The organism is Mastigocoleus sp. MO_188.B34 (assembly GCF_030065675.1).
Lineage (GTDB): Bacteria > Cyanobacteriota > Cyanobacteriia > Cyanobacteriales > Nostocaceae > Mastigocoleus.
This window is the reverse complement of record NZ_JASJDK010000041.1, coordinates 1-22,656: the sequence shown is the minus strand read 5'-3', so window position 1 is coordinate 22,656 and position 22,656 is coordinate 1. Positions and strand designations below refer to the sequence as shown.

Annotated in this window: 20 protein-coding genes; 2 read left to right on the top strand and 18 right to left on the bottom strand. The window is 36.8% G+C overall.

What is annotated here, in order from left to right; genetic code table 11:
* Positions 1-688: 688 nt before the first annotated feature.
* The 4 genes from QNJ50_RS12080 to QNJ50_RS12065 all read right to left on the bottom strand — a co-directional run bounded on the left by QNJ50_RS12080 (position 689) and on the right by QNJ50_RS12065 (position 3,937).
* Positions 689-1,294 (bottom strand): CPBP family intramembrane glutamic endopeptidase, encoded by a 606-nt coding sequence (locus QNJ50_RS12080; protein WP_300635583.1) that lies wholly within the window; start codon positions 1,292-1,294, stop codon positions 689-691.
* 269 nt (positions 1,295-1,563) lie between these two features.
* Positions 1,564-2,628, bottom strand: a complete 1,065-nt coding sequence (locus QNJ50_RS12075; RefSeq protein WP_300635582.1) for a DUF3326 domain-containing protein — start codon at positions 2,626-2,628, stop codon at positions 1,564-1,566.
* Positions 2,629-2,830: 202 nt separating this feature from the next.
* Positions 2,831-3,007 (bottom strand): hypothetical protein, encoded by a 177-nt coding sequence (locus QNJ50_RS12070; protein ID WP_300635580.1) that lies wholly within the window; start codon positions 3,005-3,007, stop codon positions 2,831-2,833.
* Positions 3,008-3,616: 609 nt separating this feature from the next.
* On the bottom strand, positions 3,617-3,937 hold the full coding sequence (locus QNJ50_RS12065; RefSeq protein WP_300635578.1) for a 2Fe-2S iron-sulfur cluster-binding protein: 321 nt from the start codon (positions 3,935-3,937) through the stop codon (positions 3,617-3,619).
* Between the two features lie 605 nt (positions 3,938-4,542).
* Here QNJ50_RS12065 and acnB point away from each other — a divergent pair.
* Positions 4,543-7,212 carry a bifunctional aconitate hydratase 2/2-methylisocitrate dehydratase gene (gene acnB / locus QNJ50_RS12060; RefSeq protein ID WP_300635576.1) on the top strand — a complete coding sequence of 890 codons (2,670 nt, stop codon included), beginning with the start codon at positions 4,543-4,545 and terminating at the stop codon, positions 7,210-7,212.
* A 37-nt stretch (positions 7,213-7,249) separates the two neighbouring features.
* Here the strand turns inward: acnB and QNJ50_RS12055 are convergent, their stop codons facing one another.
* The 14 genes from QNJ50_RS12055 to bchM form a co-directional block, all read right to left on the bottom strand.
* A complete protein-coding gene (locus tag QNJ50_RS12055) occupies positions 7,250-8,599 on the bottom strand; it encodes an ATP-binding protein (RefSeq protein ID WP_300635575.1) in 1,350 nt (449 codons plus the stop codon).
* Positions 8,600-8,631: 32 nt separating this feature from the next.
* On the bottom strand, positions 8,632-9,027 hold the full coding sequence (locus QNJ50_RS12050; RefSeq protein WP_300635574.1) for a DUF262 domain-containing protein: 396 nt from the start codon (positions 9,025-9,027) through the stop codon (positions 8,632-8,634).
* A 269-nt stretch (positions 9,028-9,296) separates the two neighbouring features.
* Positions 9,297-11,171, bottom strand: coding sequence for a response regulator (locus QNJ50_RS12045; RefSeq protein WP_300635573.1), 1,875 nt, complete (start codon positions 11,169-11,171; stop codon positions 9,297-9,299).
* A 296-nt stretch (positions 11,172-11,467) separates the two neighbouring features.
* The gene (locus QNJ50_RS12040) at positions 11,468-11,848 is read right to left on the bottom strand and encodes a response regulator (protein WP_300635572.1); all 381 of its coding nucleotides are present in this window, start codon (positions 11,846-11,848) and stop codon (positions 11,468-11,470) included.
* Positions 11,841-14,093: a PAS domain S-box protein gene (locus tag QNJ50_RS12035; RefSeq protein WP_300635571.1), complete on the bottom strand. Its 2,253-nt coding sequence runs from the start codon at positions 14,091-14,093 to the stop codon at positions 11,841-11,843. Before QNJ50_RS12035 ends, QNJ50_RS12040 begins: the two co-directional genes overlap by 8 nt.
* A 264-nt stretch (positions 14,094-14,357) precedes the next feature.
* Positions 14,358-14,615 (bottom strand): phycobilisome linker polypeptide, encoded by a 258-nt coding sequence (locus QNJ50_RS12030; RefSeq protein ID WP_300635570.1) that lies wholly within the window; start codon positions 14,613-14,615, stop codon positions 14,358-14,360.
* Between the two features lie 75 nt (positions 14,616-14,690).
* Positions 14,691-15,551 carry a phycobilisome linker polypeptide gene (locus tag QNJ50_RS12025; protein WP_300635569.1) on the bottom strand — a complete coding sequence of 287 codons (861 nt, stop codon included), beginning with the start codon at positions 15,549-15,551 and terminating at the stop codon, positions 14,691-14,693.
* Positions 15,552-15,605: 54 nt separating this feature from the next.
* Positions 15,606-16,424 (bottom strand): phycobilisome linker polypeptide, encoded by an 819-nt coding sequence (locus QNJ50_RS12020; protein WP_300635567.1) that lies wholly within the window; start codon positions 16,422-16,424, stop codon positions 15,606-15,608.
* A 253-nt stretch (positions 16,425-16,677) separates the two neighbouring features.
* Positions 16,678-17,166 carry a phycocyanin subunit alpha gene (gene cpcA, locus QNJ50_RS12015; protein WP_300635565.1) on the bottom strand — a complete coding sequence of 163 codons (489 nt, stop codon included), beginning with the start codon at positions 17,164-17,166 and terminating at the stop codon, positions 16,678-16,680.
* A gap of 78 nt (positions 17,167-17,244) precedes the next feature.
* The gene (locus QNJ50_RS12010) at positions 17,245-17,763 is read right to left on the bottom strand and encodes a phycocyanin subunit beta (protein ID WP_300635563.1); all 519 of its coding nucleotides are present in this window, start codon (positions 17,761-17,763) and stop codon (positions 17,245-17,247) included.
* 1,925 nt (positions 17,764-19,688) lie between these two features.
* Positions 19,689-20,069, bottom strand: a complete 381-nt coding sequence (locus QNJ50_RS12005) for a DUF423 domain-containing protein (RefSeq protein WP_300635562.1) — start codon at positions 20,067-20,069, stop codon at positions 19,689-19,691.
* A gap of 176 nt (positions 20,070-20,245) precedes the next feature.
* Entirely contained in the window at positions 20,246-20,740 is a 495-nt protein-coding gene (locus QNJ50_RS12000) for a hypothetical protein (protein WP_300635560.1), read from the bottom strand.
* A 326-nt stretch (positions 20,741-21,066) separates the two neighbouring features.
* Complete coding sequence (locus tag QNJ50_RS11995; RefSeq protein WP_300635558.1) at positions 21,067-21,531, bottom strand: hypothetical protein; 465 nt, start codon at positions 21,529-21,531, stop codon at positions 21,067-21,069.
* Positions 21,532-21,574: 43 nt separating this feature from the next.
* The gene (bchM, locus tag QNJ50_RS11990; protein WP_300635556.1) at positions 21,575-22,264 is read right to left on the bottom strand and encodes a magnesium protoporphyrin IX methyltransferase; all 690 of its coding nucleotides are present in this window, start codon (positions 22,262-22,264) and stop codon (positions 21,575-21,577) included.
* A 63-nt stretch (positions 22,265-22,327) separates the two neighbouring features.
* On the opposite strand from bchM, the gene QNJ50_RS11985 reads away from it, so the two are divergent.
* On the top strand, positions 22,328-22,453 hold the full coding sequence (locus QNJ50_RS11985; RefSeq protein WP_300635554.1) for a hypothetical protein: 126 nt from the start codon (positions 22,328-22,330) through the stop codon (positions 22,451-22,453).
* Positions 22,454-22,656: the final 203 nt, after the last annotated feature.

The following is a 22,656-nucleotide window of genomic DNA, read 5'->3' as shown; positions in this document are numbered from 1 at the left end:
AAGATTCAGTTTATGTTTGCTTACACTGAGTAATAACAACTACCCTTGCAGCAATTAAACTCTCAACAGGGTACAAGTAAGATAAAGTGTCATAAGATTTTAAATGTAAGCACAGACTATAGCTGAGCGAACGTAGGATATACCGACAAAAATATGCACAATAAACCTATATTTACATCGTAATTGTTAATGATTATAAAATAAGCAAATATAAAATAGACAAAATACTAATATTAATCTTCGCAAATTATTGTACATTAAAATGTAAAAGTAAATTCTTCTTAAATCCTCATTCGTCTGCAATTCTGTCATACAAGTATAATAGAGCTACCGTAGATATTTAATTATTTCTTGCACCTATTATGTTTATAATGCTTGTTTCTATGGCTTACTTTATCTTTGCTTATAAGTGAAATGTTGCGAAATAATTAGTAACATAAGTGCAAATATTTATATTTATTCATTCATTCGATTGATTATTTGTATTTATTCATTAATATTATTTGCAATTTTCAATAATCCGTAATTATTGGGATAGTCACTCACACTTAAATACACCTTGGTGATCGCAACTTATAACTTTATTAATTAGGTTGGGACACCTATGAATAATAAAAACCTATGTATAGTAAGCTTTTAGGATTTATAGATAGTTTTTTATTTCCGCCGATCCATACTATTTTTTGTTTTACTTCTGACGGTCGATTTCAAAATATTGAAGCAACTTCCAAATAGAACTTGAGAGCAAATTGGTAGTAATATGAGCAACTATGGGTACCAATAAATTCCCACTGATGATTGCGCTGTAACCTAATATCAAACCAACAATAGTAGCCCAAATGACGTAAGACCATTGTTGAGAGCCATTTAAGTGCAAGACACCAAAGCAAAGACTAGAAATAATTACAGCCAGGTGGTTAAAACCTAAAGCTGGTAACATCACCCCGCGAAACAATAATTCTTCACTTAACCCAGGTAACAATCCAACCCAAATTAGATCGGGAAATACCAAGGGCTTAAGAACTATGTCTAAATAATAATCTGCATTTTGACGGTATGAACTCCAAAATTTGTAAGCGAAGCTGCTGAAAACAGTTATGGTTAGACCTAAAGTTGCTCCTAAAAGCAATTCATTTGCTTCCCAGCGCCAAGACATTAAATAAACATTACCAAATCGCAACCATAATTTAGCAATTATCCACAAAAATATCGCTGTTACTCCGATCGCAGCAAGTACTTGAGTGCGGGTAAGGTATGGTGGAATTTCTGATTCGGGCTTTTGGTCATTTTTCATGAGTAATTTATTACTGGTTAACCGTCAACCGATCGTTTGTCACAAAGTAATACCAATTTCTTTTAAAATTGCTCACTTCTTTTGTAAAAGGGAACAGGGAACAGGGAATAGGGAACAGGAAATGGGGAATAGGAAACAGACTTAAATAATTGACGTGTAGCAGTTTTTTTGGAATTGATATGAGATTTTGATTTTTACTTTGATTTTTACTTTGATTTTTTGTTACATAGTTAATTTTGTTAGAGTTAATTTTGTTAGAGTTAATATAATTAATTATTCCTTAAAGAGTGCAAAGGATATATATTTGACCCAAGGGCAGAAGGATTAATACCTGCTTTATGTGCAGCAATAAAACCTACAGCTTCCAAATAAGACTTGACTCGCACTGACTTAATTCCTAAAGGTTCTGGAGGGACTTGAATTTGGGTTTGATTTTCTTCTACAACAATAATTTCACATCTTTGTTGATTTAAACTGAGTAAGGCGCTACCTCCACAAGCATTCACTGGAGCGATCGCGGCGTCAACTTGATTCGCCCAAATATCTCCAGGTTGGGGATGTTGATCGCTTCCCTCAAGAATAAACTGAGGCGCTCGATTTAAACCAACAAAAACACTAGGTATAAAAGTATAGCCCAATTCTTCCGCTGCCGAACGGGGAGATAAGTTTGAGTCGAGAGGTGCGGGTAAAAAAGCAGGTGAATGAGCGCAAGGTATTTTGAAGGTTCGGACAATGGAGTGACTAATTACCGCTTCAGCTCCAGCAATGGGATCTACCCCTTTTCCTTGACGGTAATTATTTTCAGTTTCTGGATCGACCTCATCGGGGAAACGAGCTACCACAGCGATCGCTTCCGCACCAGCTTGATTTATTAAAACATCTGCTGCTCTCAACAAACTATCCAGATTTCCAATGGTTCCCCAACTTGCACCACTAGAAGAATTGCGTAATTCTACATTTAGGGGAGCATCAGTAATAACATAATCTGTCAGGTGAAGTCCTAATGTTGCTCTCGCTGCATCAGCTGCTTGTAAATGTCGCAACCGTAAATCTGGTTCAATTCCTCTATCTAAAAGTAAACCTATTTTATTTTGATGTACCGGACGCAAGCCCCAAGTTCCTGCAGCAAATTTGTCTAAGCCATAACCTTCCACATATAAAGAGTTAGGTAAATTCCAATACATTGTTGCAGCATTGAGAACATTGGGGTGAGTTATTAGGCGATCGCAAACTTGGGAAAGGGCTTTAGCGACAGGAATTGCATCGCCAGCATAACCACCAATTGCAGCTCCGATCCCTGTGGGGATAAGTAAAATCGCAGTGTATGGACGCATTTATTCAGTTATCAGTTATCAGTTATCAGTTATCAGTTATCAGTTATCAGATTTTGTAGCGTGTGTTGGGTATTAGCCTTAATGCACCACAAATGACATCAATGGTATAGGATTATTTACTTTTTTGGTATTTTCTAAGAATCGTTAATTAGCTGCAGTCAACTTTGCGATCGCTATACTATTTTCTGTACCCTTTTCTCTGCTAAGTAATTCTGGTAACAACTGCTTCTACCTTTACTTTTTGCTGTTCTGTATCTACAGAAGTAATCGCCCAGCGTAGAGGTTCTCCTTGTTTCTGTAATTCTGTTTCAATCGCTAGTTGTAATTTTTGTAGATTATCTTGCAGGTCGATTTCTGTACTAATAAAGTGAGTTGTCATTGAAGTAACTTCAGGCTATTTGTTACTACAGATTAACGGATAACCTTTCAAATACACCAAAGGACAAAAAACTTAATTAATTTTCCTGCTTTCAATGGTGCTAATTATCCAGCAGCTTTATCTGCGACTACTTGAGTACGTAAAACTAAATATTTACAACAATCAGACTAAGATGTAAGCTTTTCACTTGGGGTAAATAAATCAACTTAAAACCTGTATAATCCAAATTTTATATTTTATACTTATAGCTCAATACAGTTCAGTTAAGACTTTTTTGAAAACAAATCGCACTGTAGAGACGCGATATATCGCGTCTCTACCAAGGAATGTGGGCTTATCTGAACCGTATTGACTTATAGCTCTTATATAAAAACTATATATTAAGTATTAGAACAGTAGCTCTTAATGAAATATATTTGCTTTAAATTAAGCTAGTTAATTTTGGCTAATGGTCAATGGTTAATTGTAATTAACTATAGCAATAGAACCTGAATTGTGAGAATATGAATACTCTATGAACCTAGTTCTAATTTCTCATCTATATTGTGACTAAAACTATAGCGAACAGCAATTAACCACTAACAACTAGCAAACGATAATAACGGTCAATTAACCTTTACCAAACTGCTTTTCATAAACAGTTTCTTCTTTTTCCGTTTCTATTTTTAGATTGGAGCGAGGATAGGCGACACAAAGTAAAACATAACCTTGTGCTTGGAGGTCTGGACTAACCCCCATACCATCAGTTTGATCTACTTTACCATCGTTGATAATTTTGCCCGCACAAGTAGTACAAACACCAGCATGACAGGAAGAAGGTAACTCCAATCCTGATTCATCAGCAACAGACAAGATAGTTTGATTTTCAGGAACTTCTAAAGTATGAGTTTCCCCTTGATGGAGGATTTCAACGGTGTAAGTTTTAGACATATGTATTCCCTTAGAATTAATGCAGCAGACAAATAAAATATTTTATCTTATAAGTAATAGAGCATAAACCTAAGCTACAAAAATTAGTAAAATCATTATTTCAAAAAGGTCACTTTAGATCGCAAGAAGATGTTGAATAATAAATCATATCAGGTGAAAAACTTTAGTTTTTACGCAAAATCAAACTGTGACGATGGATAAGAGTGGGTTTTAATTAGAAGTAGCTGTAAAATAAAAATAAAAGTAATCGCTTTGATAAACAATCGACAAAATATATTCACACTTGTATAGTCGAATATTTTTGAATAAAATGTAAGTAACTATAAGCACGATTATCTGAGTGTTTAATTTTAGCTCTCCATCCAAACTTTTGAAATGATTTTACTACCTCATTCCTGTCATCAAATCACCGTACAAGTCTTTGAAATCATGTTCTATGGATAACAGGAATATTATTTTTCTGAACCATCGATTTTCTGATTTATTACTCTTTAGTTGATTGCGCAAAGAGCTATGACAGTAGAATGAATCCCCAGAGAATTAAAGCAATTGTAAACAGAGCTTTATTCTTGCCGATCTAAATTTATCGAACTATGGAGAGTCAAATGTTGGAATCATACCGCAAACAAGTCGAAGAAAGAGCTACGCTGGGAATTCCTCCTTTACCACTAGATGCAAAGCAAACATCAGAACTGTGTGAATTACTGAAGAACCCCCCAGAAGGTGAAGAAGAAACGTTACTGAATTTATTGAGAGATCGAGTTTCTCCCGGGGTGGATCCAGCAGCATATGTCAAAGCTGGTTTTTTAAGCGCGATTGCTAAAGAAGAAATAACTTCTCCCCTAATATCGCCGGTTGAAGCTGTGCAATTGCTGGGTACTATGGTTGGGGGTTACAACGTCCAATCTTTAATCGATCTGCTACAAACTTCTACTTCTAGCTTGTCCCAGTCTGAATCATCAGAAACGCCCTTGGTGATGCGGGGCGAAGCAAAAGAACCTTTGGCTACATACGCCTCAATGGCATTGAGCAAAACTTTGCTGGTGTATGATGCCTTTAACGATATCATGGATTTATCCAAAACTAACCCTTACGCGAAAAGAGTTGTGGATTCTTGGGCTGAAGGTGAGTGGTTCACATCTCGTCCGGAAGTACCAGCAGAAATTACTGTTACCGTTTTTAAAGTTCCTGGGGAAACCAATACTGATGATTTATCCCCTGCGACGGAAGCCACAACCCGTCCCGATATTCCTCTTCATGCTCTATCAATGTTGGAATCTCGCCAACCCGGAAGTTTAGAAACCATCGCCGAATTAAAGCAAAAAGGACACCCGGTAGCATATGTGGGAGACGTAGTAGGAACCGGTTCTTCCCGCAAATCAGCAATTAATTCCGTATTATGGCACCTTGGTAATGATATTCCCTTCGTACCTAACAAACGGGCTGGGGGGTATATTTTAGGTGGAAGCATCGCCCCAATATTTTTTAATACTGCTGAAGATGCTGGTGCATTACCCATTGAGTGTGATGTCACTAAAATGGAAACTGGTATGGTGATTACCATCCATCCCTACAAAGGTGAAATTACCAACGAAGCTGGGGAAGTTATTTCCACTTTTACCTTAAAACCCGAAACTATTTTAGATGAGGTTCGTGCTGGGGGACGGATTCCTTTATTAATTGGACGCAGTCTCACCGATAAAACTCGGGAAGCATTAGGTTTAGAACCGAGTACTATATTCAAGCGTCCAACACCCCCCAGTGATTCCGGTAAGGGTTATACACTCGCTCAGAAAATGGTCGGAAAAGCTTGTGGTTTACCTGGAGTACATCCGGGAATGTCATGCGAACCAATTATGACAACCGTTGGTTCCCAAGATACCACAGGTCCCATGACCCGCGATGAGTTAAAAGAATTGGCTTGTTTGGGTTTTAGTGCAGACTTAGTGATGCAAAGTTTCTGTCATACAGCAGCTTATCCCAAACCAGTTGATGTCAAAACTCATAAAGAATTACCTGACTTCTTCGCTCAACGTGCTGGGGTTGCTTTACGTCCCGGTGATGGAATTATTCATTCCTGGTTAAACCGGATGTTATTACCGGATACCGTAGGAACTGGTGGTGACTCCCATACTCGTTTTCCTTTAGGAATTTCCTTCCCCGCAGGTTCTGGTTTAGTAGCTTTTGCTGCTGCATTAGGGGTAATGCCCTTGGATATGCCAGAATCAGTACTAGTACGCTTCAAAGGGGAACTGCAACCGGGTATTACCTTGCGAGATATTGTGAATGCGATTCCCTATGTCGCCATTCAGAAAGCTTTGCTGACGGTAGAGAAAAAGAATAAGAAAAATATCTTCGCCGGACGAATCTTGGAAATAGAAGGTTTACCAGATTTAAAAGTAGAACAAGCCTTTGAACTTACCGATGCTAGTGCCGAACGTTCCTGTGCTGGTTGTACGATTAAATTAGGAACCGAAACCATATCTGAATATCTGCGTTCCAATGTCGCCTTATTGAAAAATATGGTAGCGCGGGGTTACACCGATGCAAAAACCATTATGCGTCGCGTCGCCAAAATGGAAGAATGGTTAGCCAACCCCCAATTAATGACAGCTGACCCCGATGCAGAATACGCCGAAATCATCGAAATCGACTTAAACGAAATCAAAGAACCCATCGTTGCTGCTCCTAACGACCCCGATAACGTGAAATTATTATCGGAAGTTGTGGGCGATCGCATAGATGAAGTCTTCATTGGTTCCTGTATGACCAACATCGGACATTATCGCGCTACTGCTAAGGTCTTGGAAGGTTCGGGAACAGTTACTACTCGTTTGTGGATTTGTCCTCCAACCCGCATGGATGAAAAACAACTCAAAGAAGAAGGAGTTTACGGTATATTTGGTGGGGCTGGTGCGCGTACCGAAATGCCAGGATGTAGTCTGTGTATGGGTAACCAAGCCCGAGTAGAAGATAACGCCACAGTATTTTCTACTTCCACCCGTAACTTTAATAACCGTATGGGTAAAGGTGCGCAAGTTTACCTTGGTTCGGCGGAATTAGCTGCGGTTTGTGCTTTGTTAGGTAAAATGCCGACGGTAAAGGAATATATGGAAATTGTGGCGAAGAAAATTCATCCCTTTGCTGATGACTTGTATCGGTATTTGAACTTCGACCAAATTGCTGGTTTTGAAGATGAAGGAAGAGTGATTCCCTTAGAAGAAATGCCGAAACTTGAAGATATTTTGGGAATGCCAAAAGCCGGTGTTAAATAATTAATGTTGGGTGGGCGATGTCCCACCTTTACAATATTTATTTATTAAATAGCTTAGAAACAGCTAACAACTCTCGTCCTTGTACTTCTATAGTAGAAGAATCTTGCCTTATAAAAGCTCTTTCATTAATGAATGAAACATCTTCCTGTACTGGAATGGTAATTCTAATAACTGAAAAATTTTTATATGATATTGTGTCAATTTTTGTTAAAACTTGTGTTTTTAATGGTTCACTAAGTGCTGAGTTTTGAATTTGATTTGTTAGCAACTTTATATAATTCTCTGTATTTTTGTTCTGGAGTTTTGCTTCTCTATCAATACCAACAACATACCTTCCATTAATTTCAATGGGTTCGATATTATCTAAGCCTTTTATTCTATAAGCATCTTCCCTTGAATCAGTAACTCCAATGTGTATATACCCATCAGTGTCTGAACCTAAATTAGCAATTCCACAAATAGTGTGAGTAATCTTTTCTAATAAACCTTTATTCAGAATTCTTTTGGATGATAAATCTAATAAGCCTTGTTTGCATTCATATCTTGCAGTCTCTATTCTAGAACGTCGCAAAGAATTTTCAAAGTCAAGTGCTAATTCAACTCCATGTCCTAATGCAGGTGGTTCTTTTCGTGCAAAATAATCTTGTATTAAACCTTTAGTTTGCTTAATGTTATTTTTTCTGTCTTCTGTTTTTGTATAGTGACTGCTTAAATCTAATTTTTTCTGAAGACCTCTAAGACTGCTCATAATTCCTTCAGCATCTACTGGAGAAAGATTTTGACAGATAACCAAATCAAAAAATGCCATAAATATAGTGTAAAATGCTGTTCTAATTGGATTGCTGCTTCCAGGGTTAACAATACGCAGTAAAGCCTTTGCTTCTGAATCATAAGCTTCAATAGTTTCTCTCATAACTGCAAAAGTTTTAATAATGTCATGAGTTAACTTTTTAAAACCATAAGTTGCCAATTCTCTTTCTATAATGTGAGAATATTTACTTGTTGATTCATATAAACTATCTAAGCGTTCAGTGCTCACTGGTAAAGGTTCTTTTAACACAATAGAAGCTACTATATCGGCAATCATTTGTTCATCTTCACTATCTCGCAATTGTGAAATTGTTATAGCGTATTGCTTACACCATATTGTGTCTTCAGCTAAGATGTTATATCCTTGTTTTGACTTTTGTGAATCAATGCTTATCTCTGGCATATTAGAGAGATGCAATACTTTATCTGATACATCTCCACGTAACTCCATAGAAATTGTTCTAACTAATTCTGCAAATGCAGTAGTTACGCCTGCTTGTCTTCTTTCTTGGCGACTTAAATGTTTACCGCTTGAATTGATTCGACCAAAAACCTCTGTAATATCTTCTTCCTCCATTGCGGTATAAATAGTTATAGCTAATTGATAATCTAAAATATCTGCGCATAATTTTCTAGAAAGAAGAGAATCATCTTTTTTACAGCTTCAAATTTCCCATCTTCAGATAATTGCTTTGCGTATGAAAATTCATCGATATTAAAATATTTTTTTTGATATGGAAACGCATTTTCTATAAAGCTAAATATAGCATTTAATCTTTGTATACCATCTATAATCTCATATTTACCACTACCATGTATTTGAGGACGTTCAGCCAATAATATTAATGGAATTGGGTATTGCTTTAAAATACTCCCAATTAGCCTCTCTTTTTCTGCAACTGTCCAAACAAGTTTTCGTTGATATTTCCTATTTACTAATAAGCTACCTGAACGATACAACCTGTAAGCCTCAGTAACATTCATCCCGCGAGGAGCAATACTCATCGTACACGTCCTTGTATATTTTTACAGCAAATAAAATTATAATTCCATTTTCAGTAAAAAATACTTTACTTATTATCGGAAGACTACATATTTATACAGATTTATCAACTTCCAACTCAACACTTTAATTTATTGGATTTTTAGCTATTGTGTTGGGTTCTCAAATATTACAAAAGTGATCGCACTAAAATTTACTGTTATTCTTCTCGAAAATTACGATTATCGTAAGCGAATTCACCAAACTTACACTATAGTGTAGAAAAATATAATTAAGCCCTTCGTTCTAAACAATTAAGAATGCGAACAGCAAGCTGTTTCGCTATTACGGGTTTATTTATAAAATCATCAGCACCACTCGTCAGCGCTTGTTCTCTCAAAGTTATATCCTTATGAATGCTGAGGAATAAAACGGGAAGTTTACACCAATAAGAATGATTGCGAAGTACTTGACATAATTCAATTCCACTGATGTGTGGCATTTCAATATCTAGTACCAGTAAATGGGGATTGATAACTTGAAGTACTTCCCAGAATTGTCGCGGATCGTCTAAGGTTGTAAGCTGAAATTTCCAAGGTTCTAATAGGGACGGTAATAATCGTAATAGGTCTGAGTCATCATCTACGACCATGATTCTTTTGTCTCGGGAACGTTCTATTACTTGTTTACAAAAGTCAATAACTTGAATGGGGGTAATTGGTTGTTTTAAGTAAAAAGAACTTCCATGTCGTGCTACATGTAAGCGGTCTTCAACTCGATCGCTATCGGCGATCGCTAAAACGGGAATTGATGGTGTGAGTAAGTTGAATTCAGCAATTAAAGATAAATATTTGGAGCGTAACGTTGGATCGAACGCAGAGCGAGCAAAAGACACCTTGATAATAACTACATCGGGAAATTCTTGATATTCTTCTCCATCCAACCAAGATCTAGCTGAGTCAGGAGTAGTTGCGAACACGGTTCTAATTCCTTGAGTTGTTGCTTCTTGGGTTAATTCTTCAGTAAATTTTGTATCATCATCCACAATTAACAACAAAGGTGAATGTTGTCCTAATTGGGAAGAAACTCGGTCGGAAAGATTATTTTCCGGCTCCTCTTCTCCAAATAAGTTTTTATTTAAGGTGTTAAAAATGCTTTCTAGTTGCTGCAATTGTACGCTGTCTTGATTAATATCTATTTCCAAAAGTTGCTCTAATTCTTTTGCTAATTGCGATTCTGTATCAAAACCAAAAATACCCAAATTTCCTGCTAAGTTGTGAGCAATTAATTTTGCTTCTTGGCGATCGCTTTGATTGAGACATCCCTCTTTTAAAGCTTTGATAGCTGATTCTAAAATAAATAATTGCTGTTTGTTGCGCTGTCGATGTTTTTCCCAGATTGAGTTTAATGCTGTTAAATGTAGGGATGTTTTGTCATTTTTACTATCTTTCGCAACATTTGATGTAATTTGGTTTTGAGGATTACTAACTTGAGGTAATTTTTTTAAACAATATCCTCGTCCTCGTACGGTTTCGATCGGGTCTTGAGATAAACCAGCTAATTTTAATTGATTTCTTAAACGTCTTAAATGGGAGCGAACTGTTGCATGAGCGGGATACTCTACCGAAGACCACAAACTTTGAATAATTTCTTCAATACTAAATATTTTTTGACTGTGGCGTAAAAATAATTCAAGTAATCCGTATTCTTTTCCCGTCAATAATAACAATTGTCCCTGATATTTAACTTCACCACTACAAGGATCTAGTTGTAAATCACCCCAACTTAAAACTGGACGGGAGTTGGAGTTTACACGACGCAATAAAGCTCGAATCCGAGCAGCTAATTCATCAATATCAAAAGGTTTACCCAAATAATCATCTGCTCCTGCATCAAGTCCCTGAATTTTGGCTTGACTACCGTTGCGAGATGTTAGTAAAAGAATAGGCATATGATAGCCATTTTCACGAAAACGCTGACAAAGACTAATACCATCAAGCTTAGGTAAAGACCAGTCTAAAATAATTAAATCATATGTGTAGGTAGAACCATAAATCCATCCTTGTTCCCCATCATGAACAGCATCGATCGCATAATTCAGTTCTGCAAGACTTTTTTTGAGTACATCAACTAAGGTTCGATCATCATCTACTACTAATATTCTCATGTTGACATCCCCCAAAATTGCCTATCCCCTTTAATAACTTTAGCGTTATTCAATTAATATCTTCAGAAAATATTTTCACTATGAACAAATATAGGAAACTATAATAATTTGGGAACTAATTAATTGAACTTGTTAAGTTGTTTTTTCACTACAGAATAATGATTTTCAAATACAATTAATTCATACATTTTCATTTATTAACTAAATGTTACTGATTTGTGAAAATATAAAAATAATTTACTTACTTATATATAGCTTTTTCTAACTCATTTATTATTTACATTACTCATTTTATCTTATAGTTTCCAGTGGAGTATTTTGGCGATTTTACTGGCTAAAGTCATAGAATTGAAAGGTTTAGTAATGACATCGACCGCCCCCATATTTTCAAACTCGTTTGTATCAACGATTTGGGTTTTTGCTGTCAGTAAAATTACTGGAATTGAATTGGTGCTAGGGTTAGATTTTAACCTTGCAAGGGTAGAAATTCCATCCATATCTGGCATCATCACATCAAGGAGAATTGCGTCTGGTTGCTCACTTTGGGCTGTAGTGATTCCTTCCAAACCAGAAGAAGCAATAGATACTTTCCAACCTGTTTCAATTTCTATGCCGATTTGCACGACTTCCTGAATCGTTTCTTCATCATCAATCAGTAAAATACATTTATCACTCATGGCGATCGCTCTCTTTCGGTTCGCTTGTTGTCAGTTCAATTTTTGTCTGCTCGCTGTTATTTTGTATAATCGCGGGTAGGGTAAAGTAAAAACTACTGCCTTTTTGCTGGCAACTCTCCGCCCAAATTTTACCCCCATGTCCTTCAATAATTTGCCGACAAATTGCTAATCCTAAACCAGTTCCACCTTTTTTACGGGAATTGGAAGAGTCAACTTGGTGAAAACGCTCGAAAATAGTTTCTAATTGACTTGTGGGAATTCCTTGTCCTCGGTCTTTAACTTCAAAGGTAACGTAAGGGATTAATTTTTTGCTTCTGGTTTTCTTTGGTGACGCTTCTATTTTCGCAGATAGCCAAACACAACTATCTGAAGGGGAAAATTTAATTGCATTACTCAATAAGTTAGTCAGGGTTTGAACGATATAATCACGATCTGCCCAAACCACAAAATCAACCGACTCAGTAAATAGCTTAACTCCATGCTCAGTAGCCATTGTTTGCATAGTTTGGGCTGCTTCAATCATAAGTTCTGTAACTTTGCAGGCTTTCTTATTCATTTTTATTTTGCCTGACTGGATGCTTTGTAAATCTAGGACATTGTTAACTAAGCGCACCAAACGTTCTGTTTGTTCATCAGCAATTTGCAACATTCGCTGTCCTTTATTGGAAAGGTTACCCAGTTTTCCCGTAGCCAGAATTTTCAAAGAACTGTGAATGGATGTTAGTGGTGTACGCAGTTCGTGACTGACTACGGAAATAAATTCATCTTTCATCCGTTCAATAGCTTTGCGTTCGCTAATATCACTAGTGAGAGCAAAAAATCCTTTTACTACATTTTTTTGCTGTTCGTTTATGTGGGGTATGTAGGTAATGTTGACAGAGTGACTGCATCCATCTTGGAAAGTGATATCTTGTTCATAAGTAACTTTTTCTCCAGAAAGCGCACTTTCTACATATTTCCGAATTTTTTGGTATTCTTCTGTACCATGAACTTTTTCCAGATGACAGCCATAAATTTTACTTGGAGATAACCCTAACCAGGTTTGGTAAGCTTCATTATTGAAACGATAAAGCTGTTGTTTATCCACATAAGCAATTAAAACTGGTAGTCCGTTAGCAATCAAACGTAACTGCTCTTCACTGCGACGTAATGCAGCTTCTACCATCAGGCGATCGTTAATTTCCTGCTGAAGATTACTGTTAACCTGTCTTAGTTTCGCCGTACGTTGGGCGATCAATTCTTCTAGATTTTCTAGTAATTCTCCTTGGGACAAAGCAATACCGATTTGGTCTGCAAGTTGTTGCATTAACTCCAACTCAAAATCTTTCCAGTCTCGGGTATTTTTACATTGATGAGCAATTAACAAACCCCATAGCTGGCTATGAATTCCAGGTTCATCAGTTTTAGAATCTTTAATTTTAGAATCTTTAATCTTAGAATCTTTAGTTTTAGAATCTTTAATTTTAGAATTTTTAATTTTAGAATCGTTAGTCTGAGGATTAAGATTTTGCAGGATTGGTACCACTAATTTAGCTTTTACTGTCCATTCGTCCATAAATTCAACTAAGCATTCAGCCAATCCTGCATCAGGAGAATGTATATCAGTAATAGCTTTTACCCTTCCCCCTCCATAGAGTTCTCGATATTCTCGGGGAAATACTTCTTCAGGAAATACAACACCTAAAACAGCAGGATACTCAGGTAACACAGCTTCACTAATAGACTTACCAGTACCATCGGCAAAAACTTGATAAATTAATACTCGGTCAGCATTTAAAATTCTTTGTACTTCATTAACTGCTGTTTGCAGGATTTCTTTGAGTTGTAGCGATTGACGAATTTTGAGAGTAACTTCTGCAAATAACTCTACTTTTTGATGTTCTCGGTGGAGTTCTTCTGCTGCTGCTCGCTTGAGATCGGTAACATCCCTGAAAACTAATAAGTTGTAGTTGGGTAATAATTCTTTAACTCTGCTATGCTCTACAGTGCGGATTGTCCCATCAAGATGTCGAATTTGAATTTCTTCGATATCTTGCTCATGTTCCCAATTTAGAGGGGAGGTTAAAAAAACTGCTATTGACTGACCAATTAAATCTTTTTTGGTCGAACCAAATAACTCACAAGCTGCTCGATTGACCTCTACAAAATTATTTTGTTGGTCAAGAATTGCGATCGCTTCGGCAGAATGTTCAAATACAGCTTGGAGTAATGATTTCTCTCCTTGAAATTCTCCTACTCGCTGCATAAGTTTTAATTATTGAATTATTGATTAATTTTTTATTATAGATTAACCCTAATTTAAATTTTGCAACTAAAAGTTCATGAAAATTAACTGATTTAACAAAAAAGGATGTGTGAAACTATGGTGTATCCTTTCGTTTTTACTTATCAAGATTTATTTTTCCTCAAAACCCCGTAGAGACAACTCAACCCCCCTCCTAATCTGTCTTAGGGAAGAGTCATCTCTACAAAAATCATTACTTGGCAAACTTAAATAGTATATCGATCATTACTCAGATGGAGTAGTGCTTTCCACCGCATCAAGAGGACGAATATTCACAATTTTTCCTCCCATACGAGTAATACGAACCATTTCTGCATTCATGCGACTGTAAGGAACTTGAATGAAAACACTACCACTAGTACGGAAAGGATAGCTATTAGCATCATTTTGGTCGTTTTGTCTCAATCCAGTAACCTCATAAACAAAAATACGGTTACTAGAAGCAGAATTAGATCTACCACCGATTAAAGATTTTCCCAACATTTCTTAAATTTCCACAGATACTTTTATATAAATACCAGACTTAATTTATGCCAGACTGAATTATGCTAGAATCACCTACGCCAAAGTAATACTTGCAACTTTGCCACCCATTTTATTGATTTGTTTTAAAGTACCCGATAGCTGTTCGTAGGGAACCAATAATGCTTTACTAACACGCCGTACTTTTGGATATCTCGGTAAATTCATCCCCGAAACTTCTATGCGATAAATACGACCTTCCCGATTAGAATTTCTAAAGGTTTTATTCTGAGCTATACCTTGGTTAGAAGCTTGATAAGCCCAACCATCACCACCTCCGGAAGGACTAACCACCGCAGAAGCTTTATTAGATGCTAATTCTTTTGCTAAACGAGACTTTGTACCTGCAATCTGAGCGCGATCGCTATTAGCATAACCCCGATACAGTTGAAACATCCGGGTGAAACCAACTGTTTTTTGCTGAAACTGAGTGGAAAAACCCCGGTAAAAAGGTACTACATCATCACCAAAATTGTCATAATATTCCGCAGAATCAATATAAGAGTCAATATCTGCCTCAAAACCTTTATTTTGGTAGAGGTCGAGGTGATAAATTACCTCTGATTCATCGTAAGGAGCGCGACCAAGTAAATGTTTTAAATTTAACTCAATAGTTCTGGTCTGGAAACTACCATAAAGAAATTTAGACTTATACAGTTCCGATTTAGCTACAGCCCGTACAAATTCCCGTACAGTAATCGAACCGTTACACAGTAAAGATTCTATACTAATCAAACGCTCAGAAGCCATAATATAGTCATTACCAAGTACCTGTCGATAAACGGCTTTGATGGCGATTTGAGCATCTTCATTACTCCAGTTAGGTCGTAACTCTACAGGTTTGCTTTGACTAAATGCAGAAACTCCTAAACGGGATGCTGCTTGTGTAATTGCCACGTTTTTATTTTCTCCTACAAGTATAAATTTAAATATGCCAAAATTAATCTTAGCTTAGGCATTTTCAATGCTGAGAATTTGACAACCATTCTTATTCAAATTTTGTAAAATTCGAGAAAGTCTTTCGTAAGGAACAACATATTCCTTAATGCTACGTCTTAATTGGGGCGCTCTTCCCCGCGCTCCTTGGCTTACCCGCAAACGATATAAATTTCCTCGACCAGTCGCAGTGACTCCACTCAACGCTTGTCCCATATCTGGAGTACGGATAGGATTTGCCATATTGCGAGCTAATTCATAGGTTAAACTAGGGCGACCTTTATTTCCTTGGGCGCGATCGCTATTAGCATAACCCCGATATAGCTGAAACATTCTGGTAAAACCGACGGTTTTCTGTCCTGGTTGGTTAGAAAAACCACGATAATAAGGTACAATATTATCGCCAAAATTTTCATTATATTCTTCAGAATCAATATAAGAATCGATATCTGCTTCAAAGCCTTGATTTTGATAAATATCTAGATGGTAAATAATTTCTGATTCATCGTAAGGTGCGCGACCGAGTAAGTGTTTGAAGTTTAACTCAATTGTGCGTGGATGATAATTATCATAGAAAAATTTTGATTTATAAAGTTCCGACTTCGCGACTCCGCGTACAAATTCGCGAACAGATATCGCACCATTACATAATAAAGATTCAGCACTGGTGAGACGCTCGGATTGCATCAGATGGTCGTTCCCTAAAATTTGTCGGTAAATGGCATTAATGACAAATTTTGCATCCTCTTGATTCCAGTTAGGACGCAATTCTAAAGGAGTTTCATCGCTAAATGCAGAAGTTCCTAAACGAGATGCTGTTGCAGTAATTGCCACTGATTTTGCTCCTAGATTGTGCTTTTCTGAATTATGTCTTCTTAGATTTTGTTCCTGGATTTTGGTTATTGAATCCTATGTCTGCGCCACAAACGAGGTTTATTTTCTTAAGATTATTTTTTGGTATTGCTCGGAATTACAAGAAAATATCTAAAATCTAAGTATCTAATAAATACTGATAAATAGACTTTAATTGATAGCTACTTGTAACGCCGAGCAATGAGAAAAATTTTAGCTCACTTAGCTTAAAGTTCTAGCTCAAAGCATTGATAGCGTAATCAATATAGGAGTTTGCTTCAACAGCAGGATCACCACTTAAACCATGGTTTCCTTTGATATATTTGAGAGCCTCTACGTACCAGCTTGGAGATAACTCAAAAGTACTATTAATTTCAGCAATTCCCGATATCAGATAGTCATCCATAGGACCAGTACCTCCGGCTACAAGACAGTAGGTAACCATACGTAAGTAGTAGCCAATATCCCGAGCACATTTAGCTTTACCCTCAGGGGTTGAAGCATAGTTTGCTCCCTGCATTTGGGTCGTATAAGGAAATTTTTGATAAACAGCTTGTGCTGCACCATTAATTAAACGATCTGCATTGCTAGTTAGTGACTTAGCAGCTTCTAAGCTTGCACTAGCCTGACGAAAACGACCAAATGCAACCTGAATTTCGGTACTGCTAAGGAAACGACCTTGGGAATCAGCGGAGGATACTGCTTCAGTAATTGGAGTTTTCATCGATAATTTTCCTTTGGAAACTTGACTTACTATTTGCTATTGAAATACAAGAAATATCTATGTTGGCTTTGAAAACTACTAACCAACTGCTGATGCTGCACGGTCGAAGTAACTACTCAACTCAGACATCAAAGAACTACAATCCCCAGGAGTGATACCTTCTCTGCTACCTGCGATTGCGATCGCAGCTTCCTTCATTTTATTAATACCTTCGGCAACAGAACCGCCAGGTACTCCTAGAGCAACATAGGTTTCTCGTAAACCATTCAAACAGCGATCCTCTAAAACAGAAGCATCTCCAGCAAAAACGGCATAAGTAACATAGCGCAAGACAATTTCCATATCTCGCAAACAAGCAGCCATACGACGACTGGTATAAGCATTACCACCAGGAGCGATCAACTGGGGTTGTTCGGCAAATAAAGCGCGAGCAGCATTAGCAACAATAGTTGAAGCATTACCTGTGATGCGATTAACTATATCCATACGCTTGTTACTTTCAGCAACCATATTGCTGAGGGCGTCAAATTGCTCGTTGCTAAGGTAAACACCCCGAGTATCAGCTTGGGAAATAACCCGGGTAAATGCATCTAACATCTAAGTATCCCCTATATATTTAATCGCACAAATGGAATTCTAGAAAGCTGAAACCTAACTTCTCACAAAAAACTGAGGGTTAGCTAAGGATATAAATGAGTGAATTCGATTTCTCGCTTGACTCAAAAAACATTAATCTTTTGCGTTCAAGTTAGGAATTCAGCGGCTTTCGGACTATAACCATATAACCAAAGGTTTTGTGCAATTCTGGTGCAATTGCATTAGCAAATTTTAAACAATTGTTTCTTTGTGTAACTAAAATTTAAAATAAAGTAGTTTTAAGTAATAAAGATTGCTTGACTTTCTAGGGAAATGCAGGATCCAGAAGACAGGAAACAGGAGTCATATCATGTCCGGTAAAACACTTGCGATCAGGTTCGTAGTAGCGCTTGAGCGCCATAGTAAAGATATTGGCGCTCAAGCGCTACTACAAACAAACATATTTTTTAATAAATAATTAAGCGGACATGATATTAGGAGATAAGCTGCTATGCAGCTAAATTGAATATGACAGCTTTATTTGGGCTTGATTTTTGTTTAAGTCCCACTGATAAAGAGAATCTAATTTAATTTGCGAACTAAAAAATTACCCACAAGTGTACTATTATCCTACTTATTAATTCTGTAATATTGAAAATGTCATAAACCCAAATCAGCTAGAAGTTCCTGACAAACAACTAAATAACTACATACAATCTATCTATTTTGGAGGCTATCAGTACAATGCAATCGATGGATAAATTTTGTATGCACAGATTTTATATCTACAGATTTTTGATGCACGGATTTTTGATGGACATATTTTTGATATTTACTCTAATACCAATTTCCTAAATTCAAGCTACAAATGGTATGCCAGGAATAAAATCATATCTTGTAATTGAGTTTCATCTTGGTAGCCTCACTAAATGAAATTGGTGTAACCCAAACACTATTGCGGATGGTTTCATTTCAGGAGTAATACTAAATGGGATTACCTCTTTCAGGAATGAGTGTTGGAGAAATTTCAACATTATAGAAGAGGTTTCATAGAGAGTGAGTCTCAAGCAAGATCCGATTTGTTATCAGAGCACAGATCGTAAAGCGAGCCAAATTCTTGTACTGGTCAGAAAATAAATATGCTGGAAATTATTGAATTTATAGTTTCTTTAATCTCTGCAATATTAGGGACAATATCCTTTTTTAGGTCTCAAATAAATAGAGAGCCACATCTATTCAATAAAGTCTTGCGCTTTCTGAAAATATTTGTAATTGGAATTGTAGTTTTTGTTGTTGTTTTGTGGCTCTTTGTCTTACCACAAGCTTCTACGATAAATATATCGACGCACTCAACTTCTACAAAAAAGATACTATCTAGCAATAAATTAGTTAGGTGGATTCGGAAATTTTTTATTGTGCTACTTGAATTTTTATCCGTAATTCAATGGTTTATATTTGTTTTGATGGTTTGGCTATTCTCAAAAATTTATTCATTTACCCGAACAACCACCAAAGTTATTTCACTTCTTACTTGTGGAATCATAGACTTGTTGGGAATGTTCTTTGCACCAAGAAAGCATAGTTAACTCCATAAAGTATGTATATAGCTAGCTTCACACTACATCATGTTGTTGCTTGATTTGTATAACTTTTAATTAAGATCTAGCATCCAATAACATTTTGGAATCATAACTTTTAGCGATCGCGATCCGGGTCACCCAATTACTCGTTAAATTTTGTTGCAAAAATCTTATTGGTAGTTGCACCATGTTCTGGAATAGATTTAAAGGAATAAGGGTTGGAAAAATGCAAGCAATTATTCTTGCAAATGTTGATAAATATTTGCCTAATGGGCACTTAGAAGATATGGCTTGGTTGAAGATGTGGGTTGGTTCTGAAGTAATTTTATAAGTTTTTTGCCTACTCATTACCAATAAAAAATCCGATCAAAATTTAACAGTCCAAGCAGCAAAAGCCAAAGTCCCCCAACCTGCAATAAAAGCAGCCCCTCCCAAAGGTGTAATTGCACCGAGATACTTGATTCCAGTTAAACTCAACAGATACAAGCTACCAGAAAAAATAAAAGTACCGATGATAAAAAGCCAACCACTAGCAACAAGTACCCCCTCAGGAGGTTGAGCACGTGTCATTAACACTGCTACAAGCAACAAAGCTAAAGCATGGTACATCTGATAGCGAGCACCCACTTGAAAAACTTCTAAATAATGTTCGCTAATTTTTTCCTTTAGAGCATGGGATGCAAAAGCTCCAGCAGCAACAGATAAACCACCGAAAGCAGCTGCTAAACTTAAAAAAAACTGGGTCATATTGCCAAATGCAACTCAATTATCCTCATGGATCGTAGCAAGAAAATTAATTCTTGACTGTCACAAAACTGTCACAGAACAATCAATTTATTTATTAATTGCGAACAAAAAACTAATTTAGTTGACGGTCGTGTTTCACAGTCAAACTTATTTTTCATTTGATTCACGAAAAAATTTTAGACATCGAAATAATAAGATATTCCTCCATCTTCGTTAACATTAAAATCAGCATTGAATTCCTTAGCTTTTTGGTCAAGATATTCCTTTGCTGTAGCTGGGGGTAATTGGGAGTGCATTGCAAATTTCAAAACAGTAATTCGTCCTTCATTTTCTAAAACCATGCGGTAAAAAGTTGATTGTAGCTGTTCGTTAATTTTTTGATTCAAAGCATTTCTTTGCTGTCGTTTATCACGGTATAACGATAAGGCTAACCAACCTCCCAGAATTGATGTGGGTAAGCCAAAAACCAGACCTCCAACAACTTGATTATTTTTTTCCTCAATTGCATCCAACAGTTCGTCATCTGGAACACCAAATTCAAATTGATCCGAAGATCTGTTGAGTGCTTTTTCAAAAACACTTTTTTCTAATTTTGCCGAAACAGATAAACTTAAAAATATAAATCCAAGCATCAACAACCAACCTGCAGCGAACTTCTCAGCAGTCTTCATAGGTCTTGTGAAATTTTTACTTTATCTGCGATTTTAACTCTTGCAGCAAAAAGCTTCCAGAAATAAAAAATGAATTCACACTGAGCTTGAGGTACTTATACCTAGCTTAAAATGTGCATGATAAAAAATACACTTTGACTTAGTGTATTTTTGTAGAATGAAATGGTAGATTAATCTGATAAATTAAATTAATTGACAAATACCTTTGTCATATTAATCTTGATTTTTCTGTAGTTTTTACCTGAATTTTAGTTTAGCTGATTTTTTGTTGGGAATGGTAGTTAATAAATAAAAATGTCTTTGGTTGACAAAGTATCAAAATTTATTTATGAGTAATCAATTTGACTGGGGATATAGAAAAAACTTGCCGGAACTTCAAAACGATAGTTAATATGCCCTTTATCATTATTTTCAAAATGGGCGTTAAACTCTTTAGCTTTGACATCTAGGTATTTTCTGGCTTCTTCTCCAGAAAGACTACCTTCCATGGCAAATTCTAAGATAGTTATTTTTCCTTGATTAATTTTCAATATCCGGTAAAAAATCCGATCTAGGCGATCGCGCAATTGCTTTTTATCCCTTTGGTGCAATCTCCAAAGCATTAATCCTCCGCCTGCTAGCATTGGTACGCTAATACCCATGGTCATAAAAAAGCTTTCTCTAATCTCAAGCTTTGACTCATGGGTCTGTTCTTCACTTGCTAATTCCGGAATTTGAGCAACGCCGTACATTGCAAATAAGAATCCTATTGACAGCAAACAAGCTGCACTTATCTTTTTTAAAAATTTCATAATCGCAGCAGAAGACACTACCTATCTTGCCGCGATCTTAACCTTACTTACGCGTAGCTTCCAACAAGCGAGAAAAGTAGAAGCGAGTTTTGGTCATTTCCTTTCTTCCCACTTGAAAGCCATTATTTTCAAAGGCTTTGACAATTTTTGCTTCTCGGTGTAAATAGGCGCGAGTAGCTTTACTTGGACCCGGGAAAAAACTTCCAATTTTCTTTAGAATACATAAAGCTGGAGTTTTGGGAGCAAAACTTAGAATGACCCGTGATTCTGCTAAGCTACACAAATGGGAAATCATTTGGTCTGCTTTATCTTGGGGATAATGAATCAGCACATCCAAACAAGCCACTGTGTGGTAACTTCCACTTAAGCTTTCTAAATCTTGGACATTAAAAGTGATATTTTCGCTACTTTTAGGATTGCTTGCAGCTCTCTGTTTTCCCTCACCTACCATTTTTTCAGAAATATCACTAGCAAATACTTTTGCACCTTCTTGGGCTAGGGGAATACTTAAACTACCAACACCACATCCAGCATCACAAACAGATATTTCTGACAAATTACCATCCGCTTGCAGCCAACCTATAACCTTATCTACAGTTTGTTGATGTCCGGTGCGGATGTCTAGTTGAACTTTATTGACATCTTCTCCTTGACCGTAGATACGCTTCCAACGGTCAAAGCCTGTGGAATTAAAATAATCCTTAACAATTGTTTTATCGTCAGCTGCGTTCATGAAAGTCGATATTTAGTCTAATGGTTTCAATGCTTAAACCTATCATGAATTGGGGGTTGGGGATTGGGAAGTGTGGGGAGTGTGGGAGGTGTGGGAAGTGTGGGGAGTGTGGGGAGTGTGGGAAGTAGTGTGAGGTTGGGGATTAGATATTTTGCTGTGATTTACGACCCACTTAAGTTAACGCTGTAAGCGCAGTCTGTTCTGATTTCTGACTTATTACTGTGCGCTTTTGCGCGTCCCGCAATACCTATAGCTAGAGGCTATAAATGGAGTAGGGACGGAGCGCACCTTCACACTTCACAGCCTGCGTGTTTCTCTATCCCTCTCCCCAAACCGGACTTGACACTTTCGCGTCATCCGGCTTTCCATCATTGCAACCGACTATGGTTGCC